Annotated in this window: 12 protein-coding genes; 6 read left to right on the plus strand and 6 right to left on the minus strand. The window is 64.8% G+C overall.

The features are described 5' to 3' along the window. The first annotated feature begins 75 nt into the window (after positions 1 to 75). A complete protein-coding gene (locus U8330_RS04280) occupies positions 76 to 915 on the plus strand; it encodes a Ku protein (protein WP_323103896.1) in 840 nt (279 codons plus the stop codon). Positions 916 to 918: 3 nt separating this feature from the next. Next, complete coding sequence (ligD, locus tag U8330_RS04285; protein ID WP_323103897.1) at positions 919 to 3,522, plus strand: DNA ligase D; 2,604 nt, start codon at positions 919 to 921, stop codon at positions 3,520 to 3,522. 106 nt (positions 3,523 to 3,628) lie between these two features. On the opposite strand, the gene U8330_RS04290 is transcribed toward ligD, so the two are convergent. Next, positions 3,629 to 4,615 (minus strand): GlxA family transcriptional regulator, encoded by a 987-nt coding sequence (locus U8330_RS04290; RefSeq protein ID WP_323103898.1) that lies wholly within the window; start codon positions 4,613 to 4,615, stop codon positions 3,629 to 3,631. 280 nt (positions 4,616 to 4,895) lie between these two features. On the opposite strand from U8330_RS04290, the gene U8330_RS04295 reads away from it, so the two are divergent. Next, positions 4,896 to 5,738, plus strand: coding sequence for an alpha/beta hydrolase (locus U8330_RS04295; protein ID WP_323107159.1), 843 nt, complete (start codon positions 4,896 to 4,898; stop codon positions 5,736 to 5,738). 82 nt (positions 5,739 to 5,820) lie between these two features. Here the strand turns inward: U8330_RS04295 and U8330_RS04300 are convergent, their stop codons facing one another. Together U8330_RS04300 and U8330_RS04305 are read right to left on the minus strand one after the other, a co-directional pair. Beyond that, positions 5,821 to 6,621, minus strand: coding sequence for a Ku protein (locus tag U8330_RS04300; protein ID WP_323103899.1), 801 nt, complete (start codon positions 6,619 to 6,621; stop codon positions 5,821 to 5,823). Between the two features lie 83 nt (positions 6,622 to 6,704). Continuing rightward, complete coding sequence (locus U8330_RS04305; protein ID WP_323103900.1) at positions 6,705 to 8,003, minus strand: PQQ-dependent sugar dehydrogenase; 1,299 nt, start codon at positions 8,001 to 8,003, stop codon at positions 6,705 to 6,707. 225 nt (positions 8,004 to 8,228) lie between these two features. Between U8330_RS04305 and U8330_RS04310 the strand changes: the two genes are divergently transcribed. Both U8330_RS04310 and U8330_RS04315 read left to right on the plus strand, forming a co-directional pair. Beyond that, complete coding sequence (locus tag U8330_RS04310; protein WP_323107160.1) at positions 8,229 to 9,332, plus strand: glycosyltransferase family 4 protein; 1,104 nt, start codon at positions 8,229 to 8,231, stop codon at positions 9,330 to 9,332. Further along, positions 9,329 to 10,072: a polysaccharide deacetylase family protein gene (locus U8330_RS04315; RefSeq protein WP_323103901.1), complete on the plus strand. Its 744-nt coding sequence runs from the start codon at positions 9,329 to 9,331 to the stop codon at positions 10,070 to 10,072. Before U8330_RS04310 ends, U8330_RS04315 begins: the two co-directional genes overlap by 4 nt. Here the strand turns inward: U8330_RS04315 and U8330_RS04320 are convergent, their stop codons facing one another. After that, a complete protein-coding gene (locus U8330_RS04320) occupies positions 10,073 to 10,903 on the minus strand; it encodes an MBL fold metallo-hydrolase (RefSeq protein ID WP_323103902.1) in 831 nt (276 codons plus the stop codon). A 229-nt stretch (positions 10,904 to 11,132) separates the two neighbouring features. On the opposite strand from U8330_RS04320, the gene U8330_RS04325 reads away from it, so the two are divergent. Further along, a complete protein-coding gene (locus U8330_RS04325; RefSeq protein WP_323103903.1) occupies positions 11,133 to 12,857 on the plus strand; it encodes a metallophosphoesterase in 1,725 nt (574 codons plus the stop codon). A gap of 13 nt (positions 12,858 to 12,870) precedes the next feature. Here the strand turns inward: U8330_RS04325 and U8330_RS04330 are convergent, their stop codons facing one another. Both U8330_RS04330 and U8330_RS04335 read right to left on the minus strand, forming a co-directional pair. Beyond that, a complete protein-coding gene (locus U8330_RS04330) occupies positions 12,871 to 13,347 on the minus strand; it encodes a cyclic nucleotide-binding domain-containing protein (RefSeq protein WP_323107162.1) in 477 nt (158 codons plus the stop codon). Positions 13,348 to 13,454: 107 nt separating this feature from the next. After that, positions 13,455 to 16,169: an ABC transporter ATP-binding protein gene (locus tag U8330_RS04335; RefSeq protein WP_323103904.1), complete on the minus strand. Its 2,715-nt coding sequence runs from the start codon at positions 16,167 to 16,169 to the stop codon at positions 13,455 to 13,457. Positions 16,170 to 16,207 lie beyond the last annotated feature (38 nt).

A 16,207-nucleotide genomic window follows, 5' to 3' on the forward strand; every position in this document is an offset into this window, starting at 1 on the left:
ATTGGCTCCCTTGGAACCGCCGCACCCTCCGTTCGTTGTAGCATCGAGTGGAAGAACCTGAGGCGGGGTGTGTGGATGACGCGGCGGGCGAGTTGGAAGGGGACGTTGAAGTTTCGGTCGATCTCCTGCGAGGTCGGGCTCTATTCGGCGCTGTCGTCCACCGAGAAGATCTCCTTCAATATCATCAACCGCAAGACCGGCCATCGGGTCGAGCGGCAGTTCGTCGACAGCGAAACCGGTAAGCCGGTCGAGCGGGACGACCAGATCAAGGGCTATGCGCTCGACAATGGCGATTACATCACCATCGAGGGCGATGAACTGGCCGCGCTGATGCCGGAGAACGACAAGACGATCACGCTCAAGCGCTTCTTGCCGCTCGAAGCCGTCGACACGCTCTATTTCGACAGGCCCTATCACCTCGCACCCGTCGGCGATCATGATGGAGAGACCATGGCGGCGCTTGCCCGCGCCATGGCCGCCGATGGCATGGCGGCGATCGGCGAGGCGATCCTTTTCCGCCGCAACCGGACGCTCCTGATCCGCCCGCAGGGCGACACGCTGGTCGCGACCACGCTCAATTTCGACTACGAGGTCCGCTCGGCCAAGACCGCCTTCAAGTCCATTCCCGACGTCAAGATGGATGACGAGATGCTGGATCTCGCCGGGCATATCATCGCGACCAAGTCCGGCCGCTTCGATCCTCATGCCTATACCGATCGCTACAATGACGCGCTGACCGAGCTGGTGCAGGCCAAGATTGCCGGCAAGACGCTGCCGAAGCGCAAGGTCGAGAAGCGCGACAACATCGTCGATTTGAAGGAGGCGCTGCGCCGCAGCGTGGAGGCGGGCGGCAAGACGGGCAAGAGCGGGAAGGGCGGCAGGAGCGCGGCCGCCACAAGCCGCAAGGCGGGCTGAGCCATGAGTCTCGCCACCTACAACGCCAAACGTCGCTTCGACCAGACGCCGGAACCGAAAGGCGAAACCGAAGCCGCGGGTGCGAAGGGAGAGCGGCGCTTCGTCGTGCAGAAGCACGATGCCACCCGGCTACATTACGACTTCCGCCTGGAGGTGGACGGCGTGATGAAGAGCTGGGCGGTGACGCGGGGCCCCAGCCTCGACCCGGAAGACAAGCGCCTCGCGGTGCATGTCGAGGACCACCCGCTCTCCTACAATGATTTCGAAGGCATCATTCCCAAGGGCCAGTATGGCGGCGGCACGGTGATCGTCTGGGACCGAGGAACCTGGAGCCCGATCCACGATCTCGAAAAATCCTACAAGAAAGGGCACCTCGAATTCACACTCGAGGGCGAGAAGCTGAAGGGCCGCTGGCATTTGGTGCGCATGCATGGACGGCCTGGCGAAACGCGCGAGAACTGGCTGCTGATCAAGGGAGACGACGAGGAGGCGCGGCCAGGCAAGGGCGAAGCGCTGCTTAAAGAACGCCCCGACTCCGTCAAATCCGGCCGCACGCTCGATGAGGTCAAGGCGGCGCCGGAGGATACCTGGAACTCCAGGGGGAAGGACGGGGCGGAGAACGCGGCCTCCTCATCGAGGAAGACCCGCAAGGCGTCCGGCCCGGCGGCCGGCAAGACGTCAGCTTCCTCCGCGGCCAAGGCACAGGCGCATGAATGGCCGAAGGGGGCGCGCAAGAGCGCGCTGCCGGACTTCGTCCAGCCGGCGCTCGCCACGCTCAAGGCCAAGCCACCGGCCGGCACGCGCTGGCTGCATGAGATCAAGTTCGACGGCTACCGTCTGCAGGCGCGCATCGACCATGGCGCCGTCACGCTGCTCACCCGCGGCGGGCTCGACTGGACGGCACGGTTCGGCCCGGCCATCTCTGATGCGCTTGCCGCGCTGCCGGTCGAAACGGCGCTGCTCGATGGCGAGATCGTCGTGGAGCGCGGCAATGGCGCGTCCGATTTTTCCGCCTTGCAGGAGGACCTGAGCGAAGGCCGCAGCGATCGCTTTCGCTTCTATCTCTTCGACTGCCTGCATCTCGACGGGCACGATGTCCGCAAGGCGCCGCTCGTTGCGCGCAAGGCGCTGCTTGAGAAATTGCTGCGCAGCGACGACCCGCTGCTGCGCTTCTCGGATCATTTCGAGGATGACGGCAACCTGGTGCTGACCCATGCCTGCCGCCTAAGCCTTGAGGGCGTGATCTCCAAGGATCGGGACAGCGCGTATGAATCCGGGCGTTCGAAGCTCTGGATCAAGTCGAAATGCTCCGAGCGGCAGGAATTCGTCATCGGCGGCTATGCGCCATCCTCTACCTCCGACCATGCGATCGGCGCGCTGGCGCTCGGCGTCTACGAAGGCAAGGCGCTGCGGCATGTGGGGCGCGTCGGCACCGGTTTCACGCGCAGCATGGCCGAACGCCTGTTCGAGCTGCTGTCGCCGCTTGAAGAGGAAAAGAGCCCGTTTTCCGAGAAGCTGACGGCCGATGCGCGGCGCGGACTCGTCTATGTCGCGCCGAAGCTGGTCGCCGAGGTCGAGTTCCGCGCCTGGTCGGCCGATGGCAATCTGCGCCACGCCGCCTTCCGCGGTCTGCGGGAGGACAAGGGCGCGGAGGCGGTGATACGCGAGACGAAAGATTCAACGGAAGCGCCGAAGCGCGCGTCCGGCAAGGCGAAGACCACGGTGCCTGCCCCACCCAAGGCGCGCATCGCGCTGACCCATCCCGACCGGATCTACTGGCCGAAGGAGGGCGTCACCAAACAGGGGTTGGCGGACTACTATGCCCAGGTCTGGCCCTTCATGGCGCCTTTCGTGGTCGACCGGCCGCTCTCGCTGCTGCGCTGCCCGGACGGGATCGACGGCAAGCAGCGCTTCTTCCAGAAACATGCCTGGCGGGGCATGAACAAGGCTGTCGGGCAGATCAAGGATGCGAAGGACAAGAGCGGCGAGCCGCTGCTGCGCATTCTCGATTTCGATGGCCTGGCGGCGCTGGTGCAATCGGCAACGCTCGAAATCCACCCCTGGGGTGCCACCACCAAGGCTTTGGAAAAGCCGGACATGATCACCATGGATCTCGATCCCGGCGAGGATGTGGCCTGGTCGGCGGTCATCGAAGGCGCGCAGCTTCTGAAACAGCTGATCGAGGCGGACGGCCTTACCGCCTTCGTCAAAACCTCGGGCGGCAAGGGCCTGCATGTGGTGGTGCCGCTCAAGCCTTCAGCCAACTGGGTCGCGGTCAAGGCCTATGCCAAGGCGCTCGCCACGGCCGCCGCGCGGGCAGAGCCCGACAAATATCTCGCGGTCGCCACCAAGGCCAAGCGCAAGGGCCGCATCTTCATCGACTATCTGCGCAATGGCCGCGGCGCCACCGCCGTTGCTCCCTTTTCCACCCGGGCACGCCCCGGCGCCGCCGTCTCGACTCCGATCGCCTGGGAGGAGCTGACCGACGCGATCGGCCCGGCCAGCTTCACCGTCGATACTGTCCCCAACCGACTGGCCGCCCTGAAGCAGGATCCGTGGGAGGGGTTCTTCGACGCTGCAGGGACGGTGCCGAAGGGGAAGCGGTGAGGAGCGAGGAGGCAGTAGGGAGTAGGGAGTGGCAGCTCTTCGTTGCCATGTACGCCGTTAGTGAGCTGGGTCCGTAGCGGGCCGAAGATCCGGGAAGAGGTCGGCGCTATGCGCTGAGCTCCGAGCGAAGTCCGAAGCGTTGGCGGTACTGCGTCGGTTTCAGTCCGGTGACACGCAGGAAGATCTTTCGGAAGGCCGCACCGTCGGAATAGCCGACGTTCCAGGCGATCTGGGCCACGGGCAGCCCGGTGGTCTCCAGGGCGTCCCGCGCCTGCATCATACGGATCTGCTGGATGTATTCGGTCGGCCGAAGCCCCGTCGCCTTGACGAACCGGCGCAGGAAGGTGCGTTCGGTCAGTCCCGCCCGGTCGGCCAGGTCCGGGATCTCATGAGCCTGCGATGCCGTGGCATGGATATGGTGCTGAACATGCAGGATCGCCGTATCGCCATGGTCGAATTTGGGTGCGAAGGACCGGTAGGGATCCTGGTCGCGACGGGGCGGATCGACGAGCAGGAAACGGGCCGTCGCCAGCATGGTCTGTAGGCCCATCAGTTTCTCGACGAGCGTCAGTCCGAGATCCGTCCAGGCGAGAATCCCGCCGGCCGTCACGATGTCGCCGTCGTCGATGACCATCCGCTCGGCCGCCAGTTCCAGCTTCGGATAGCGTGCTGCCAGTTCATCGCTGAACGCCCAGTGCGTGGTGACCCGTCGGCCGTCGATCAATCCCGTCTCGGCCAGCACGAAGGCGCCGGCGCAGATCGATCCGACTGTGGCACCTTCGTGATGCCTGGCCACCATCCAGCGCGCCGCAACAGGCATGGCCTGCATCTTGGCGGGCATGACGATGCTCGGTGGCGCGATGACATAGCTGAGGCGATGCGCGGCGCCGGGATGGCTATCCCAGACGCAGACGACATCGTCCTGCTCGACCTGCCAGTGTGAAACCCGCACCGTTCTCTGATGGTCGGCCTGGTATGGCACCCATTGGCTCGCGATCCGGAACAGATCCGTCAACCCGTAGACGGCTGCCAACTGACAGTCGGGATAGATCAGCAACCCGACTTCCGCCACCACCTCGCGCCGCTCGGCCATTTTGTCAGTTTCCGCTTCATGATCGTCATTTCCGCCGCCTCCCTATAAGGCAGGTTTGGCTTACATCTGTCCATGTCGAAACGACGAAGCCCGAATTTTCCGAAGGGAAACGGCCATGACATCGATTGAACCAGGCTCCGGCCCGATGGCCACGCGGCGGGGCTTGCTGATTGCGGGCGGCGCAGCCGTGTCGCTCGCGGTCGTCAAGTTCCCCGCATCCGCCCAGACCCAGACTGCATCCAAGACCCAAACCGCAACCAAGATCCAAGGAGAGACCGACATGACCAGCAGTTTCGTCACCACTAAGGACGGCGTTGACATCTTCTACAAGGACTGGGGTCCGAAGAACGCCCAGCCGATCGTTTTCCACCACGGCTGGCCGCTGTCCTCCGACGACTGGGACGCGCAGATGCTCTTCTTCCTGTCCAAGGGCTATCGCGTCGTTGCCCATGATCGCCGCGGCCATGGTCGCTCGGCGCAGGTGGCCGAGGGGCATGATATGGATCACTACGCCGCTGATGCTTTCGCGGTTGCAGAGCATCTGGACCTGAAAAACGCCGTCCATATCGGCCACTCCACCGGCGGCGGCGAAGTCGCCCGCTATGTCGCCAAGCATGGCGAGCCGTCGGGACGGGTGGCGAAGGCCGTGCTCGTCTCGGCCGTTCCGCCGCTGATGCTGAAGACATCAGCCAATCCGGAAGGCCTGCCGATCGAGGTCTTCGACGGGTTCCGCTCCGCTCTCGCGGCCAATCGCGCGCAGTTCTTCCGCGATGTGCCGGCCGGCCCCTTCTATGGCTTCAACCGCGATGGCGGACAGGCTCAGGAAGGCGTCATCCAGAATTGGTGGCGGCAGGGCATGATGGGCAGTGCCAAGGCCCATTATGATGGCATCAAGGCGTTTTCGGAAACCGACCAGACGGAAGACCTGAAGGCCATTTCGGTGCCGACGCTGGTGCTGCACGGCGAAGACGACCAGATCGTCCCGATCGCCGATTCCGCTCTGAAGTCGGTGAAGCTGCTGAAAAACGGAACGCTGAAGACCTATCCCGGCTTCTCGCACGGCATGCTCACCATCAATGCCGATGTGCTGAATAACGATCTGCTTCAGTTCATCAAGGCCTGACCGGCTTGCAACAAGAGGCTGCGTCGGAACCCTGCCGCAGCCTCGCACAGCCTTTAGGGCTGTTCAGGGACCCGAAGCAGGATCACGTGCTGCGCTTTTCCTCCTTCAGGCTCTTCTTGAGCGCGTCCATGATGTTGATGACATTGCCGGAGGTCTTTGGACCGGATTTCGCCGCAGACTTGGCCTTCTTTGGCGCCGCGTCCTTCTCCCGGGTCTTCAGGAAGCTCTTGATCCGCTTCTGGACCGGGTCCTGTACCAGAGAGGCGCTCCAGCTCCCCTTGTCCTTGTCGAACAGCTTTTCAAGCGACGTGGCCTCGCGTTTGGCCTCCTTGCTCCCGGTCTCAAGCTGCGCGACGGGCTCGCGCATCTCTTCGCCATAATGCAGGGTCCAGAGGATCATGCCTTTGCCGCTCGGCGCCAGGAGGACCGCGCGTTCGCGGCGGTAGAGGACGAGGCGGGCGATGCCGACGACGCCTTCGCGCACCATTGCCTCGCGGATCACCGCGAAGGCTTCCGCCCCCACCTTGTCGCCGGGCGCGAGGAAATGCGGTTTGTCGTACCAGATCCAGTCGATCTCATCCGCTTTAACGAAGGTGTCGATGTCGATCGTCCGGGTGCTTTCGAGCCCCAGCGCCTCGATCTCGTCATCCTCGATCAGCACATAGTCGCCGTCTTCCTTCGGAAAGCCCTTGACCTGGTCCTTCTCGGCCACGCGCTTATGCGTCACGCTGTCGATGTAGCGGCTCTCGACGCGATTGTTGGTGGTGCGGTTGAGGACGTGGAAGCGCACCTTGCCGCTTTCCGTCGTGGCTGGCGAAACGGTGACGGCGGCGGTCACGAGGGAAAGCCGGAGATAGCCTTTCCAGAAGGTGTTGCGGGCCAAGGGCGACGCCTTTCGTGTCGGGACGGGTCTTCAGCCTTCAACACGCGGCGGGCCGAAAGGTTGCCCGCCGCCAGTCGTCCCGCTCAATCCGCGCGGCTGACGCGGATGACGCTCGAGCTGCCGGCACTCGGATTTTCGGTGACGGCATAAATCGCCCCGTCCGGCCCCACCTTCACGTCGCGGATCCGCGCTTCAAGCGGCACGCGTTCTTCATGGCTGACCTTGTCGCCGTCCAGATGAACGATGACTAGACCGGTGGAGACGAGGCCGCCGATGACGAAGCTGTTCTTCCATTCGGGGAATTCCTCGCCGTCGTAGAAGGCCATGCCGGACGGGCCGATCACCGGATCCCAGTAATAGACCGGCTGGGCCATCCCCTCCTTGGCCGTCAGGCCTTCTCCCACCGCGCCGCCGCTATATTCGACGCCATAGGTGATGACCGGCCAGCCATGGTTGATGCCGGCTTCCGGCCGGTTCAACTCGTCGCCGCCCTTCGGCCCGTGCTCCACGGTCCACAGCCGCCCCTGTCCGTCAAGCGCGGCCGATTGCAGGTTGCGATGGCCATAGCTCCAGATTTCGGGCTGCGCGCCCTCGCGGGAGACGAAAGGATTGTCCGGCATGGCCTTGCCGTTGAGGTCGATGCGGAACACCTTGCCGAAGCCGCTGGCAAGATCCTGGGCGAAGACGCGGGTTTCGCGGTCCGAACGCTCGCCGACGGTGACGAACAGCGCGCCATCGGGCGCAAATGTCAGGCGCGAGCCATAATGCTTGGTGTTGTCGTAGGAGGGCATCTGGCGAAAGATGACGGCCATGTCCTCGAGCCTCGCCTTGCCATTCCCGTCCTCGACCAGGCGCGCTTTGGCGACAGAGGTGCCGTTGCCCTCCTCGCGCGGTTCGGAGAAGGAGAAGAGAATCGTCTTCGAGCTGGCGAAATCGGGTGCCAGCGCCACGTCCAGCAGTCCCGCCTGGCCGGAGGAGACGACCTCCGGCACGCCGTCCAGCGCCGCGCCGGCTTGCCCCTCCTTGGAGACGATGTGCATGGATCCTTTCTTCGCGGCGACCAGCATGCGGCCGTCGGGCAGGAACTCCATCGACCAGAGATGCGGCAGTCCCTCCGCCACCGTCTCCGTGGCGACCTTCGGCATCTCGGCCGGCTGCGGTGCGCGCGTCTGGTTTTCGAAGGCGGGCGTCTGGTCCGGCGCATTGGCGGCCTCGGTCTCGACCGGCTTTCCGGCTGCCTTGCTGTCGGCTCCGGTTGCCGGCGGCTGGCCTTCCACATGGTCGATCGGCGAGGTGTCGCCGGTCGATTGCGCAGCGGCGGGCAGGGCGAAGGCAAGGACCGAAAGCACGGTTCCGGCAAGCAGGCGAGGGGACGGGGTCATGGGCTGGCTCCTGATCGGGTCGAGGGCGGCGTCTTCGCCGCGATCGTTGATGACAGGGAGCTAGGGCGCAGCCGTGGCGGCGCCGCTCACAGGGCGTTCACCATTGCTTTATCCCGCCCGCACAAGGCCGGCCTTGTCGCCTGCACGGGGCGGGCTGACATTTTGACCGCCGCCTCTCGCCGCAAGCCGATTTCGCTGCACGGGGAAATGCCCTACATGCGTGCCATGCACATGGCCGTCTATTGTCCGCTCAAATCTCCGAACCATCCGGTCCCTTCGGGCGACAGGCTGATGGCCCGCCAGTTGATGCGGGCGCTGGAGCTCGCAGGCCACCGCGTCACGCTCGCCTCCGAAATGCGCGGCTTCATCAAGACGCCGGAGGCCCGCGCCGCGCTCGAAGCGCCGGCTTTGGCCGAACGGCAGCGGATTGCGCGCGTCTGGCAGGCGGAAGGGGTGCCGGATGCCTGGTTCTGCTACCATCCCTATTACAAGGCACCCGACCTTCTCGGCCCCGCGCTCTGCCGCAGCTTCTCTCTTCCTTATATTACCGTGGAAGCCTCCTATTCGCCGCGGCGCGACGCGGATGGCTGGCGCGCGGCGCAGGCTGCCCTGGTCGAAACGCTCAGCGACGCGGCGGTCAATATCGCCATGACGGAGCGCGACCGGGTGGGGCTGATGGGCGGAGCGCCCCTGGCGCGCGTGGCGCGGCTGCTGCCCTTCATCGAGGCCGAACCCTTTCTCAGCCGTCCATCGCAGCCCCGTCCCGGCCGGCTCGTTACCGTTGCCATGATGCGGCCGGGCGACAAGATGGACAGCTACCGACTGCTGGCGGAAGCCCTGCACCTGCTCCTCCACAGACCCTGGACCCTCTCGGTGGTCGGCGACGGTGCCTTGCGGGGCGAGGTCGAGGCGCTGTTCGCGCCGCTCGGCCCCGGCCGCGTCGTCTGGCATGGCGCGCTCGACCAGGCCGGCGTGGCGGAGCTTCTGTCCACCGCTGCCCTCTATGTCTGGCCCGGCTGCGGCGAGGCCTATGGGCTTGCCTATCTGGAAGCGCAGGCGGCGGGCGTGCCGGTCGTGGCGCAGGCGATCGCCGGCGTGCCGGAGGTGGTGGTCGATCAGCGGACCGGGCTTCTGACACCACCCGGCGACGTTCCGCGCTTTGCCGCCGCCATCGGCGCGCTCCTGGGCGACGAGGACCAGCGTCAGGCCTTCGCCGTCGAGGCGCGCCGCTTCGTGGCCGAGGAGCGCGACATCGCGGCCGCCTCTGCCAGCCTGTCCGAGATCCTGACCCGTTTCGTCAGTCCAAGGCAGAGGGGGACCGACGCATGAGGGACGAATTCGAAGCGCCGATCCTCACCGCGCTCGACAGGCTCCAAGCGCAAGGCAAAATTGCGCACTTCTGGCTGCGGGACGACGATGCCGTGGAGCCCACTTCCGCTCTCGACAGGGTGCTGAGCCTGACAGGTGCCTCGGCCGTCCCCCTGACACTGGCCGTCATTCCGCAACCCGCCGGCCCCGCCTTGAAGGCGCGGCTGGCGCAAGAGGCGCATGTCACCGTTGCGGTTCATGGCTGGACGCATGCAAACCATGCTCCGCCGACGAGGAAGAGGGCCGAACTCGGCGCCGATCGGCCGGCCGACGTCGTCAAGGCGGAGCTTGCGCTGGCGCGGGAGACGCTTGCGGCGCTGTTCGGCGACAGGCTGGTGCCTGTGCTCGTGCCCCCTTGGAACCGCATCGATGCCGCGCTGATCCCAGCCTTGCCGCATCTCGGATTTTCCGCACTCTCCACCTTCGGGCCGGAGAAACCGGCGCCGCTGCCGGTCGTCAACAGCCATGTCGATCTGATGGACTGGCACGGCACGCGCGGCTGTCGGCCATTCAGCGTCCTGGCGGAGGAGATCGTTGCGCGTCTAGACGTCGCGGCGCAGACCGGCGGCAGCGTCGGCCTTCTGACCCACCATCTGGTGCATGACGCGGCGGTCTGGCACTTTCTCGAGCGGTTGTTTGCTGCGACCTGCGCACACGAAGCCTGCCGCTGGGTCAGGCTCGAGAGCTTGCTGAAGACCTGATCAGAGCGTGACGAGCTGTCCGTCGCGGGCGGGGAAGGCGCCGGCATGGATTTCGACCGCCGCCGCGGCAATCGCGTCCAGCTCCTCGTCCGTGCGCAAGGGCGAATGGTGGATGAAGGCCACCTGCTTGACGCCCGCCGTGCGGGCCAGCCGGATCGCCTGCTGCCAGGACGAATGACCGTAGCCCAGATGCCGGGCCATCTCGTCATCCGTATAGGTGCAGTCGTAGATCATCAGATCCGCACCCTTGATCAGCGAGAGAACGGTCGTGTCCAGCGTGCCCGGCGTATGTTCCGTATCGGTGATCAGCGCACAGACGCGGCCGCCATATTCCACGCGATAGCCGATCGCATCGCCGGGATGGTTCAGCTTGCCGGTGCGTATCACGATTCCAGTTTCCGGGCGCAGCACGTCTCCGGCCTTGAAGTCCTTCGCATTGAGCGATGCGCGGCAGATGTCGGGCTCGATCGGGAACCAGGGGGGCCGCATGAACTCGCCGATCATTTGCCGGGTCGTCATCCGGCCGGCCATGTGTCCGGACCAGAGCGCCACCTTGCAGCGCGGATCATAGAGCGGCGGAAAGAAGGGCAGGCCGACGATGTGGTCGTAATGGCAGTGGGTGAAGAGGATGTGGAAGGCAGAAATGCCATCCTCCTTCATGGCGATGCCGGCCGGCATGATACCCGAGCCGGCGTCGAAGATCAGCCGGTTCGGCCCGCATTCCATGCCGATGCAGATCGTGTTGCCGCCATAGCGCTGAAAGTCCGGCCCCGAAACAGGCAGACTTCCCCGAACTCCCCAAAAGCGCACACGAAACCTGTTGTCGTCCACTCTTTGCCCAGCTCCGACGGACCGCATCGGCGGGCCTGCGACAACTGTCCCTTCATTATCCGCACCCGCGAAACGCAGGGCCAGCTTCGTCTGTCCGGCCTTATTTCCGCCACTTTAGACAATGTGCAACGCCGAAGCGAGACAGGTCGTCGCTTTTTGTCTCGCGGCATGGCACAGAGCCTGACGCCACCGTCGCAAAAGAACCTTTCAAAGCCGTTTCCGCTGATCCATGTCTTGCCCCAAACTTCCTGAGATCGCCGTCATTTCCGACGCGCATGTCCATGATCCGCTTGCCGATTTCGGATGGCCGGGCGCTCTGGCGACCGGGGGGCTCAGCGTTCGGCCGCTTTCGGAGGCCGCCCGCTCCACGCGCGTCTTCAACGAAACAAAGGGCGCATTCCTCGCCGCGCTTGACGAGGTCGTCAGCCGCGGCATCCGCCATGTGGTGCTGCTTGGCGATTATACCGATGACGGGCAGGTTGCCACCACCGGGTGCGTCGCCGCGCTTCTGGACCGCTATCGGCAGGCGCATGGGCTTCATTTCTATGCTTTGCCCGGCAATCACGATGTTTTCGCCGATCACGGGCGTCATCGCACCAAGCGATTCCTGCGCGCCGATGGCGCATCCGAGGTTGTCACAAGCGACCCGCAGCGCGACGGGGCGGGTCTGCCGCTGACGGTGTCGCCTGCCATGTTCTGCCCCGGCCAGCCCGACGGGCTGCGCGCCATGGCCGAGCATGGTTACTTCGGCGCGCCGGGCGCCGTGTATTGGGAAACGCCGTTCGGCACCGATGCGGACCCAGAAGCCCGCAGCTACGAGGTTCGCTCCCGCTCGGGCGCAACCCTGCGGCGGCTGATGGACGCCTCCTATCTGGTGGAGCCGGAGGAGGGACTGTGGCTGGTCATGATCGACGCCAATGTCTTCGTGCCCATCGACGGGAGCGAGGCCTTCGAAGACAGCACCTCCGCCGGCTGGAATGCTCTCCTGAAGCACAAGGCCTTTCTCCTGTCCTGGATTGCCGATCTCACCGCCAGGGCGAACGCCTCCGGCAAGCGGCTGGTCGTCTTCTCGCATTATCCGGTGCTCGATCCGCTCGACGGCACGCGGGAGGAGGAAATGGCGTTGATCGGCCCCACCGAAACGACCGGCCGAATTCCGCAGGCCGAGGTCGGTGCGGCGCTGATGGCGGCCGGGGTGCAGCTGCATCTCAGCGGTCATCTCCATGTCAACGATACGGCTTGCCTGCACGCGTACGGTCGCAGTCTCGTCAATGTCGCCGTTCCTTCGCTCGGCGGCTTTCCCGCTGCGATCAAGATCCTGTCCTTCGAGGACAGCACGATCGCGGTCGAGACTGTGGGGTTCGACGATCTTCCGCTCGATCCGGCCATCATGGCGCTCTACGAAGCCGAGCGGCGGCGCTCCGGCTTCGAGGCTGCTGCGCTGACCTCGGCCAAGACCCATGGTGCCTTTCTCTCCGCCCATCTCGGCCATATCGCCTGGCGCCGACATTTGAAGCGCGAATGGCCGGCGGCGCTCGCGGCGCTTCTGCGCGCCGCCTCCCTCGGCGATCTGTTCCGGCTGGCCTGCAGTCCGGCGGATATCCCGCTGGACAGCGCGGTGGCGGCGTTGCCGGGCCTCCGTCTCGAACGAGGCCTCACCGTCACGCTCACACGGGAGGAAGAGCACCTGCTGGCGGAGATCGACGGGATTGTTCTGCTTGGGGACTGGTACCGGCTTCGCATGGGCAGCGGGCTCGGTGTCCGCCATGTTGGGCCGGCGCGCATGGCGCTGTACCGGCGGCTTGCGCAAGCCCTTCGAGACGCCAATCGCCAGCCGGGGTCTGCCCAGGCGGCGCTCCGCCAGATGTTCGACCTGCTGGAACGCTTCGCCGACGGCCTGCCGTCGGAAAACTTCGTGCTCGATCTCGAAACCGGCGAAATCAGCGCGCGCTAGGCGGGCAGAGGTCTCAGCCCTGCGGCGCATTCTCCAGTTCGCGCACGCGGCTGCGGGCGTCCGTCAGTTCGCTCGTCGTGTGGCTCAACCGTTCGGCCAGCACCCGCATGACCTGGATGGTGATTTCCGGGAAGTCGGTCATCAGCTTGAGAAAATGGTCCTTGCGGATGCGCAGCGCTTCGAGCGGTGTCGTGCTGGTGATCGTCGCAGTCCGCGACACGTCGCAGAGAATGGCGATTTCCCCGACGATCGAATTCTGCTCGACCTCGGCCACCTTGATCGGCCCCGTGGCGGATTCCACGAGAATATCGGCCTTGCCGGTCAGCACGACATAGGCGGCATCGCCGGCATCGCCCTGGTGAAACAAGGTCTCGCCCGGCGAATAGCTCACCCGGTCGGAAGTGAAGGCCAGCAGTTTCAGCTTGCCCGGCTCGACGCCCGCAAACAGCGGCACGCGCCGCAGCATCTGCACTTCATCCTTGAGAAGCATCGTCGTCACTTACTCCTTTCCTCCTCGTCACCGCGCCCTTCTCCCGATGGGGCGCCAGTCGCGATGTTGAACAGGTTCGCTGCCGAAAACCCGTCCAAGCCGCAATATTATGTCGAGACGAGTTGTTTAAAGATACCGTTATTTTGCGTCAGCTTTTCATGCGTGTCGTCTTCGGCCAGCGTTCCGCGGTCGAAGACGAGGACGCGTTCGAAGAGTGCGGTTAGCGATGTGTTGGACAGGACCCAGACCACGGCCGGGTTCTCGTCATTGCGGCGCAACAGCTTCATCACATCGCGAACGATCTCGTCCTGGAGGCGATGATCGAGCGAGGGCAGCGGCCGGTTGAAGATGTAATAGTCGGAGCGGCGGATGATAGCGCGGGCGAGGTTGAGCTTCTGGCGCTGCACGGCCGTCAGCCGCTTGCCGCCGGCGCCGAGATTGAAGTCGAGGCCGATATCGAGCACCTCCTCGATCAGCCCTTCGGCGTTCAAAAGCGCGCTGACGACGCTGCGGATGCGGTTGGAGCCGTCGGTGTGCTTCTGGCTGATGCGGCCGAACAGCACATTGTCCATCAGGCTCGCCGATGCGAGGTATTTCTCCGGATCGTAGCGCTCGATCTCGGTGGCGAGATCGTCCGGCATGGTCTCGTGGAACAGCCGGCGGGCATCGACGATCTTGGCCATGAGCTCGGGCGTCAGCAGACCGAAACGGTGACGCGGCTCGACATAGTTGAAGCTCAGGCGAATAATGGCCGCGCGGTCATCGTCATTGGCGTCATCGACGGATTTGCCGGCATATTTCTGCAGCAGCGCCTGGTACATCGGAATGTCGTCGGCGGTCATGAAGGTCAGCTGCTGGAAGAAGGGGTGGTCCGGCGGAAGGTCGGAGAACAGCTCGACCGCCGTCTCCGCAATCGAATAGCCCATTTCGAACAGGATGCGCGACAGGCCGGTCTGCTGCATCACCGAGCGGAAATGCGCATTCTTGGCGATGGCGCGACCCTGGACATTGACGCTGACGGCGTTGCCGAACAGGAAGTTTTCGCCGACGGTCGCTTCCGTATTGTAAGCGCCGGGTTCGAAATAGGCGACCAGCCCCGAAAGACCGGCTTCTTCCAGCTCCTCGCGCAGCGCCTGGCGCATGACGACGATCCGCTCGGCGAAGTCCGGCCGGTCGGCAGGGTCGATCGAGGTGCGCAGGGCAAGATCGAGGATATCCTTGGACAGCTGCACCGTGTCCAGCACGGCCAGGATCGACGGGAACAGGTCTTCCGCCCGCGTGGCACCGGCCGCGCTGTAGTCGATCCAGTCGTCGTTCACATCATGGTCGGGATTGCCGGCGAGCTTGGCTTCCTGCTGCTCCCACTTGCGGTGCGCGGCCTGGCTCCCCTCATAGGTCGCCGCCGCCAGCGGGGCGTGCTTGAGGCCATAGAGAAGATTGTCGCGCAGGGAGCCGTAGAAGAAATAGGCATCCGACGAGGCATAGGAGATGCCGCGGCCGACGGTCGATTCCGGCATCTGCAGGATATCCTCGCCGCCCACGGTCACGCGGCCGCTTTCCGGCCAGATCAGCCGACCGAAGGCTTCCGCCAGAACATCGCCGCCACTGCCGGCGCTGCCGACGATCGCCACCTTCTCGCCAGGCTTGATTTCCACCGATACATGCTCGAGCAGCCGTGCGCCGCTGTCGTCGGCAAGCGTCAGGTTGGAGGCTGCAAGCGGCCCGGCCAGGGCCGCGGTGGTGGCGCCGAGCGCCTGGATCTTCGGATCGATCAGCCGGTCGACGCTGAACTGCTCGACCACCTGCTGGAACTTTACCTGCACGTCCTGGCGCAGCTGGTCCCAGTCGATCAGTTCCTTGAGCGGCCCCGGAAGATCCTTGTAGGCGCTGATGACGGCGACCAGCTGGCCGATGTCGAGCTCGCCCCGCAGCGCCAGATAGCCGCCGATGCAATAGAAGAGGAACGGCGTCAGCTGCGCGAGGAAGTTGTTGATGAACTTCACCATAAACTTCCACTGGTAGAGATCGTAGCGGATCTTGTAGATCCGCCCCAGCCGCGAGGCGATGTCGGCGCGCTCGTAGTTGGATGTGTCATAGGCATGGATGGTGCCGATGCCGTCGACGATCTCGCTGACCCGCCCGGCCAGCTCGCGCGCGGTGATCTGCCGTTCGCGGCCGAGCACCAGCAGACGGCGGCGCATGCGCGGAATGATCGTTGCCTGGATGCCGACCATGAAGGCAGCGATGAAGCCGAGCCACAGGTTCTGCATGAAGATGAAGGCAAGCGCGGTCAGCGCCTGGCCGCCGAGGAGGGCGGGGGAAACGAAGGCATCGCCGGTGAAACCACCGAGCGGCTCGACCTCGTCCTTGACCATGGAGGAGACTTCGGCCCCCTTCATGCGCTTGAACTGGGTCGGGGGGAACCGCAGGATCCGGTCGACGAGATCGAAGCGGATCCGCCGCAGCAACCGCTCGCCGAGCCGGCCCTTGTAGGTATTGATGTAGAGCTTGAAGAGGCCGTTGATGATGACGAGCAGCAGGAAGACGGCGCTCAATGCGTAGAGCGTCTGCATGCGCGTCAGCGCAAAGCCCTGGAATATCTCGAAACTGCCGACGCCCGGCAGCCAGAGGCTGAGGTCGAGAAACCGCTCCGTCGCGCCCGGCTGCTCGAAGCCCTTGCCCTGGATCGGCCCGTTGACGATCTGCTTCGGCAGGTCGAAGGACATGAAATAGGGGATCATCGAGATGGCGACGACCAGCAGAATCCAGAGCTGCTGCTTGCGCGTGTGGGTCCAGATGTACCGGGAGAGTCGATTTTCCATGAGGTGACGGCCAGCAAGCGATATGGCGGGGCGGCGGC

The sequence above is a fragment of the Rhizobium sp. CC-YZS058 genome (genome assembly GCF_034720595.1).
Lineage (GTDB): Bacteria > Pseudomonadota > Alphaproteobacteria > Rhizobiales > Rhizobiaceae > Ferranicluibacter.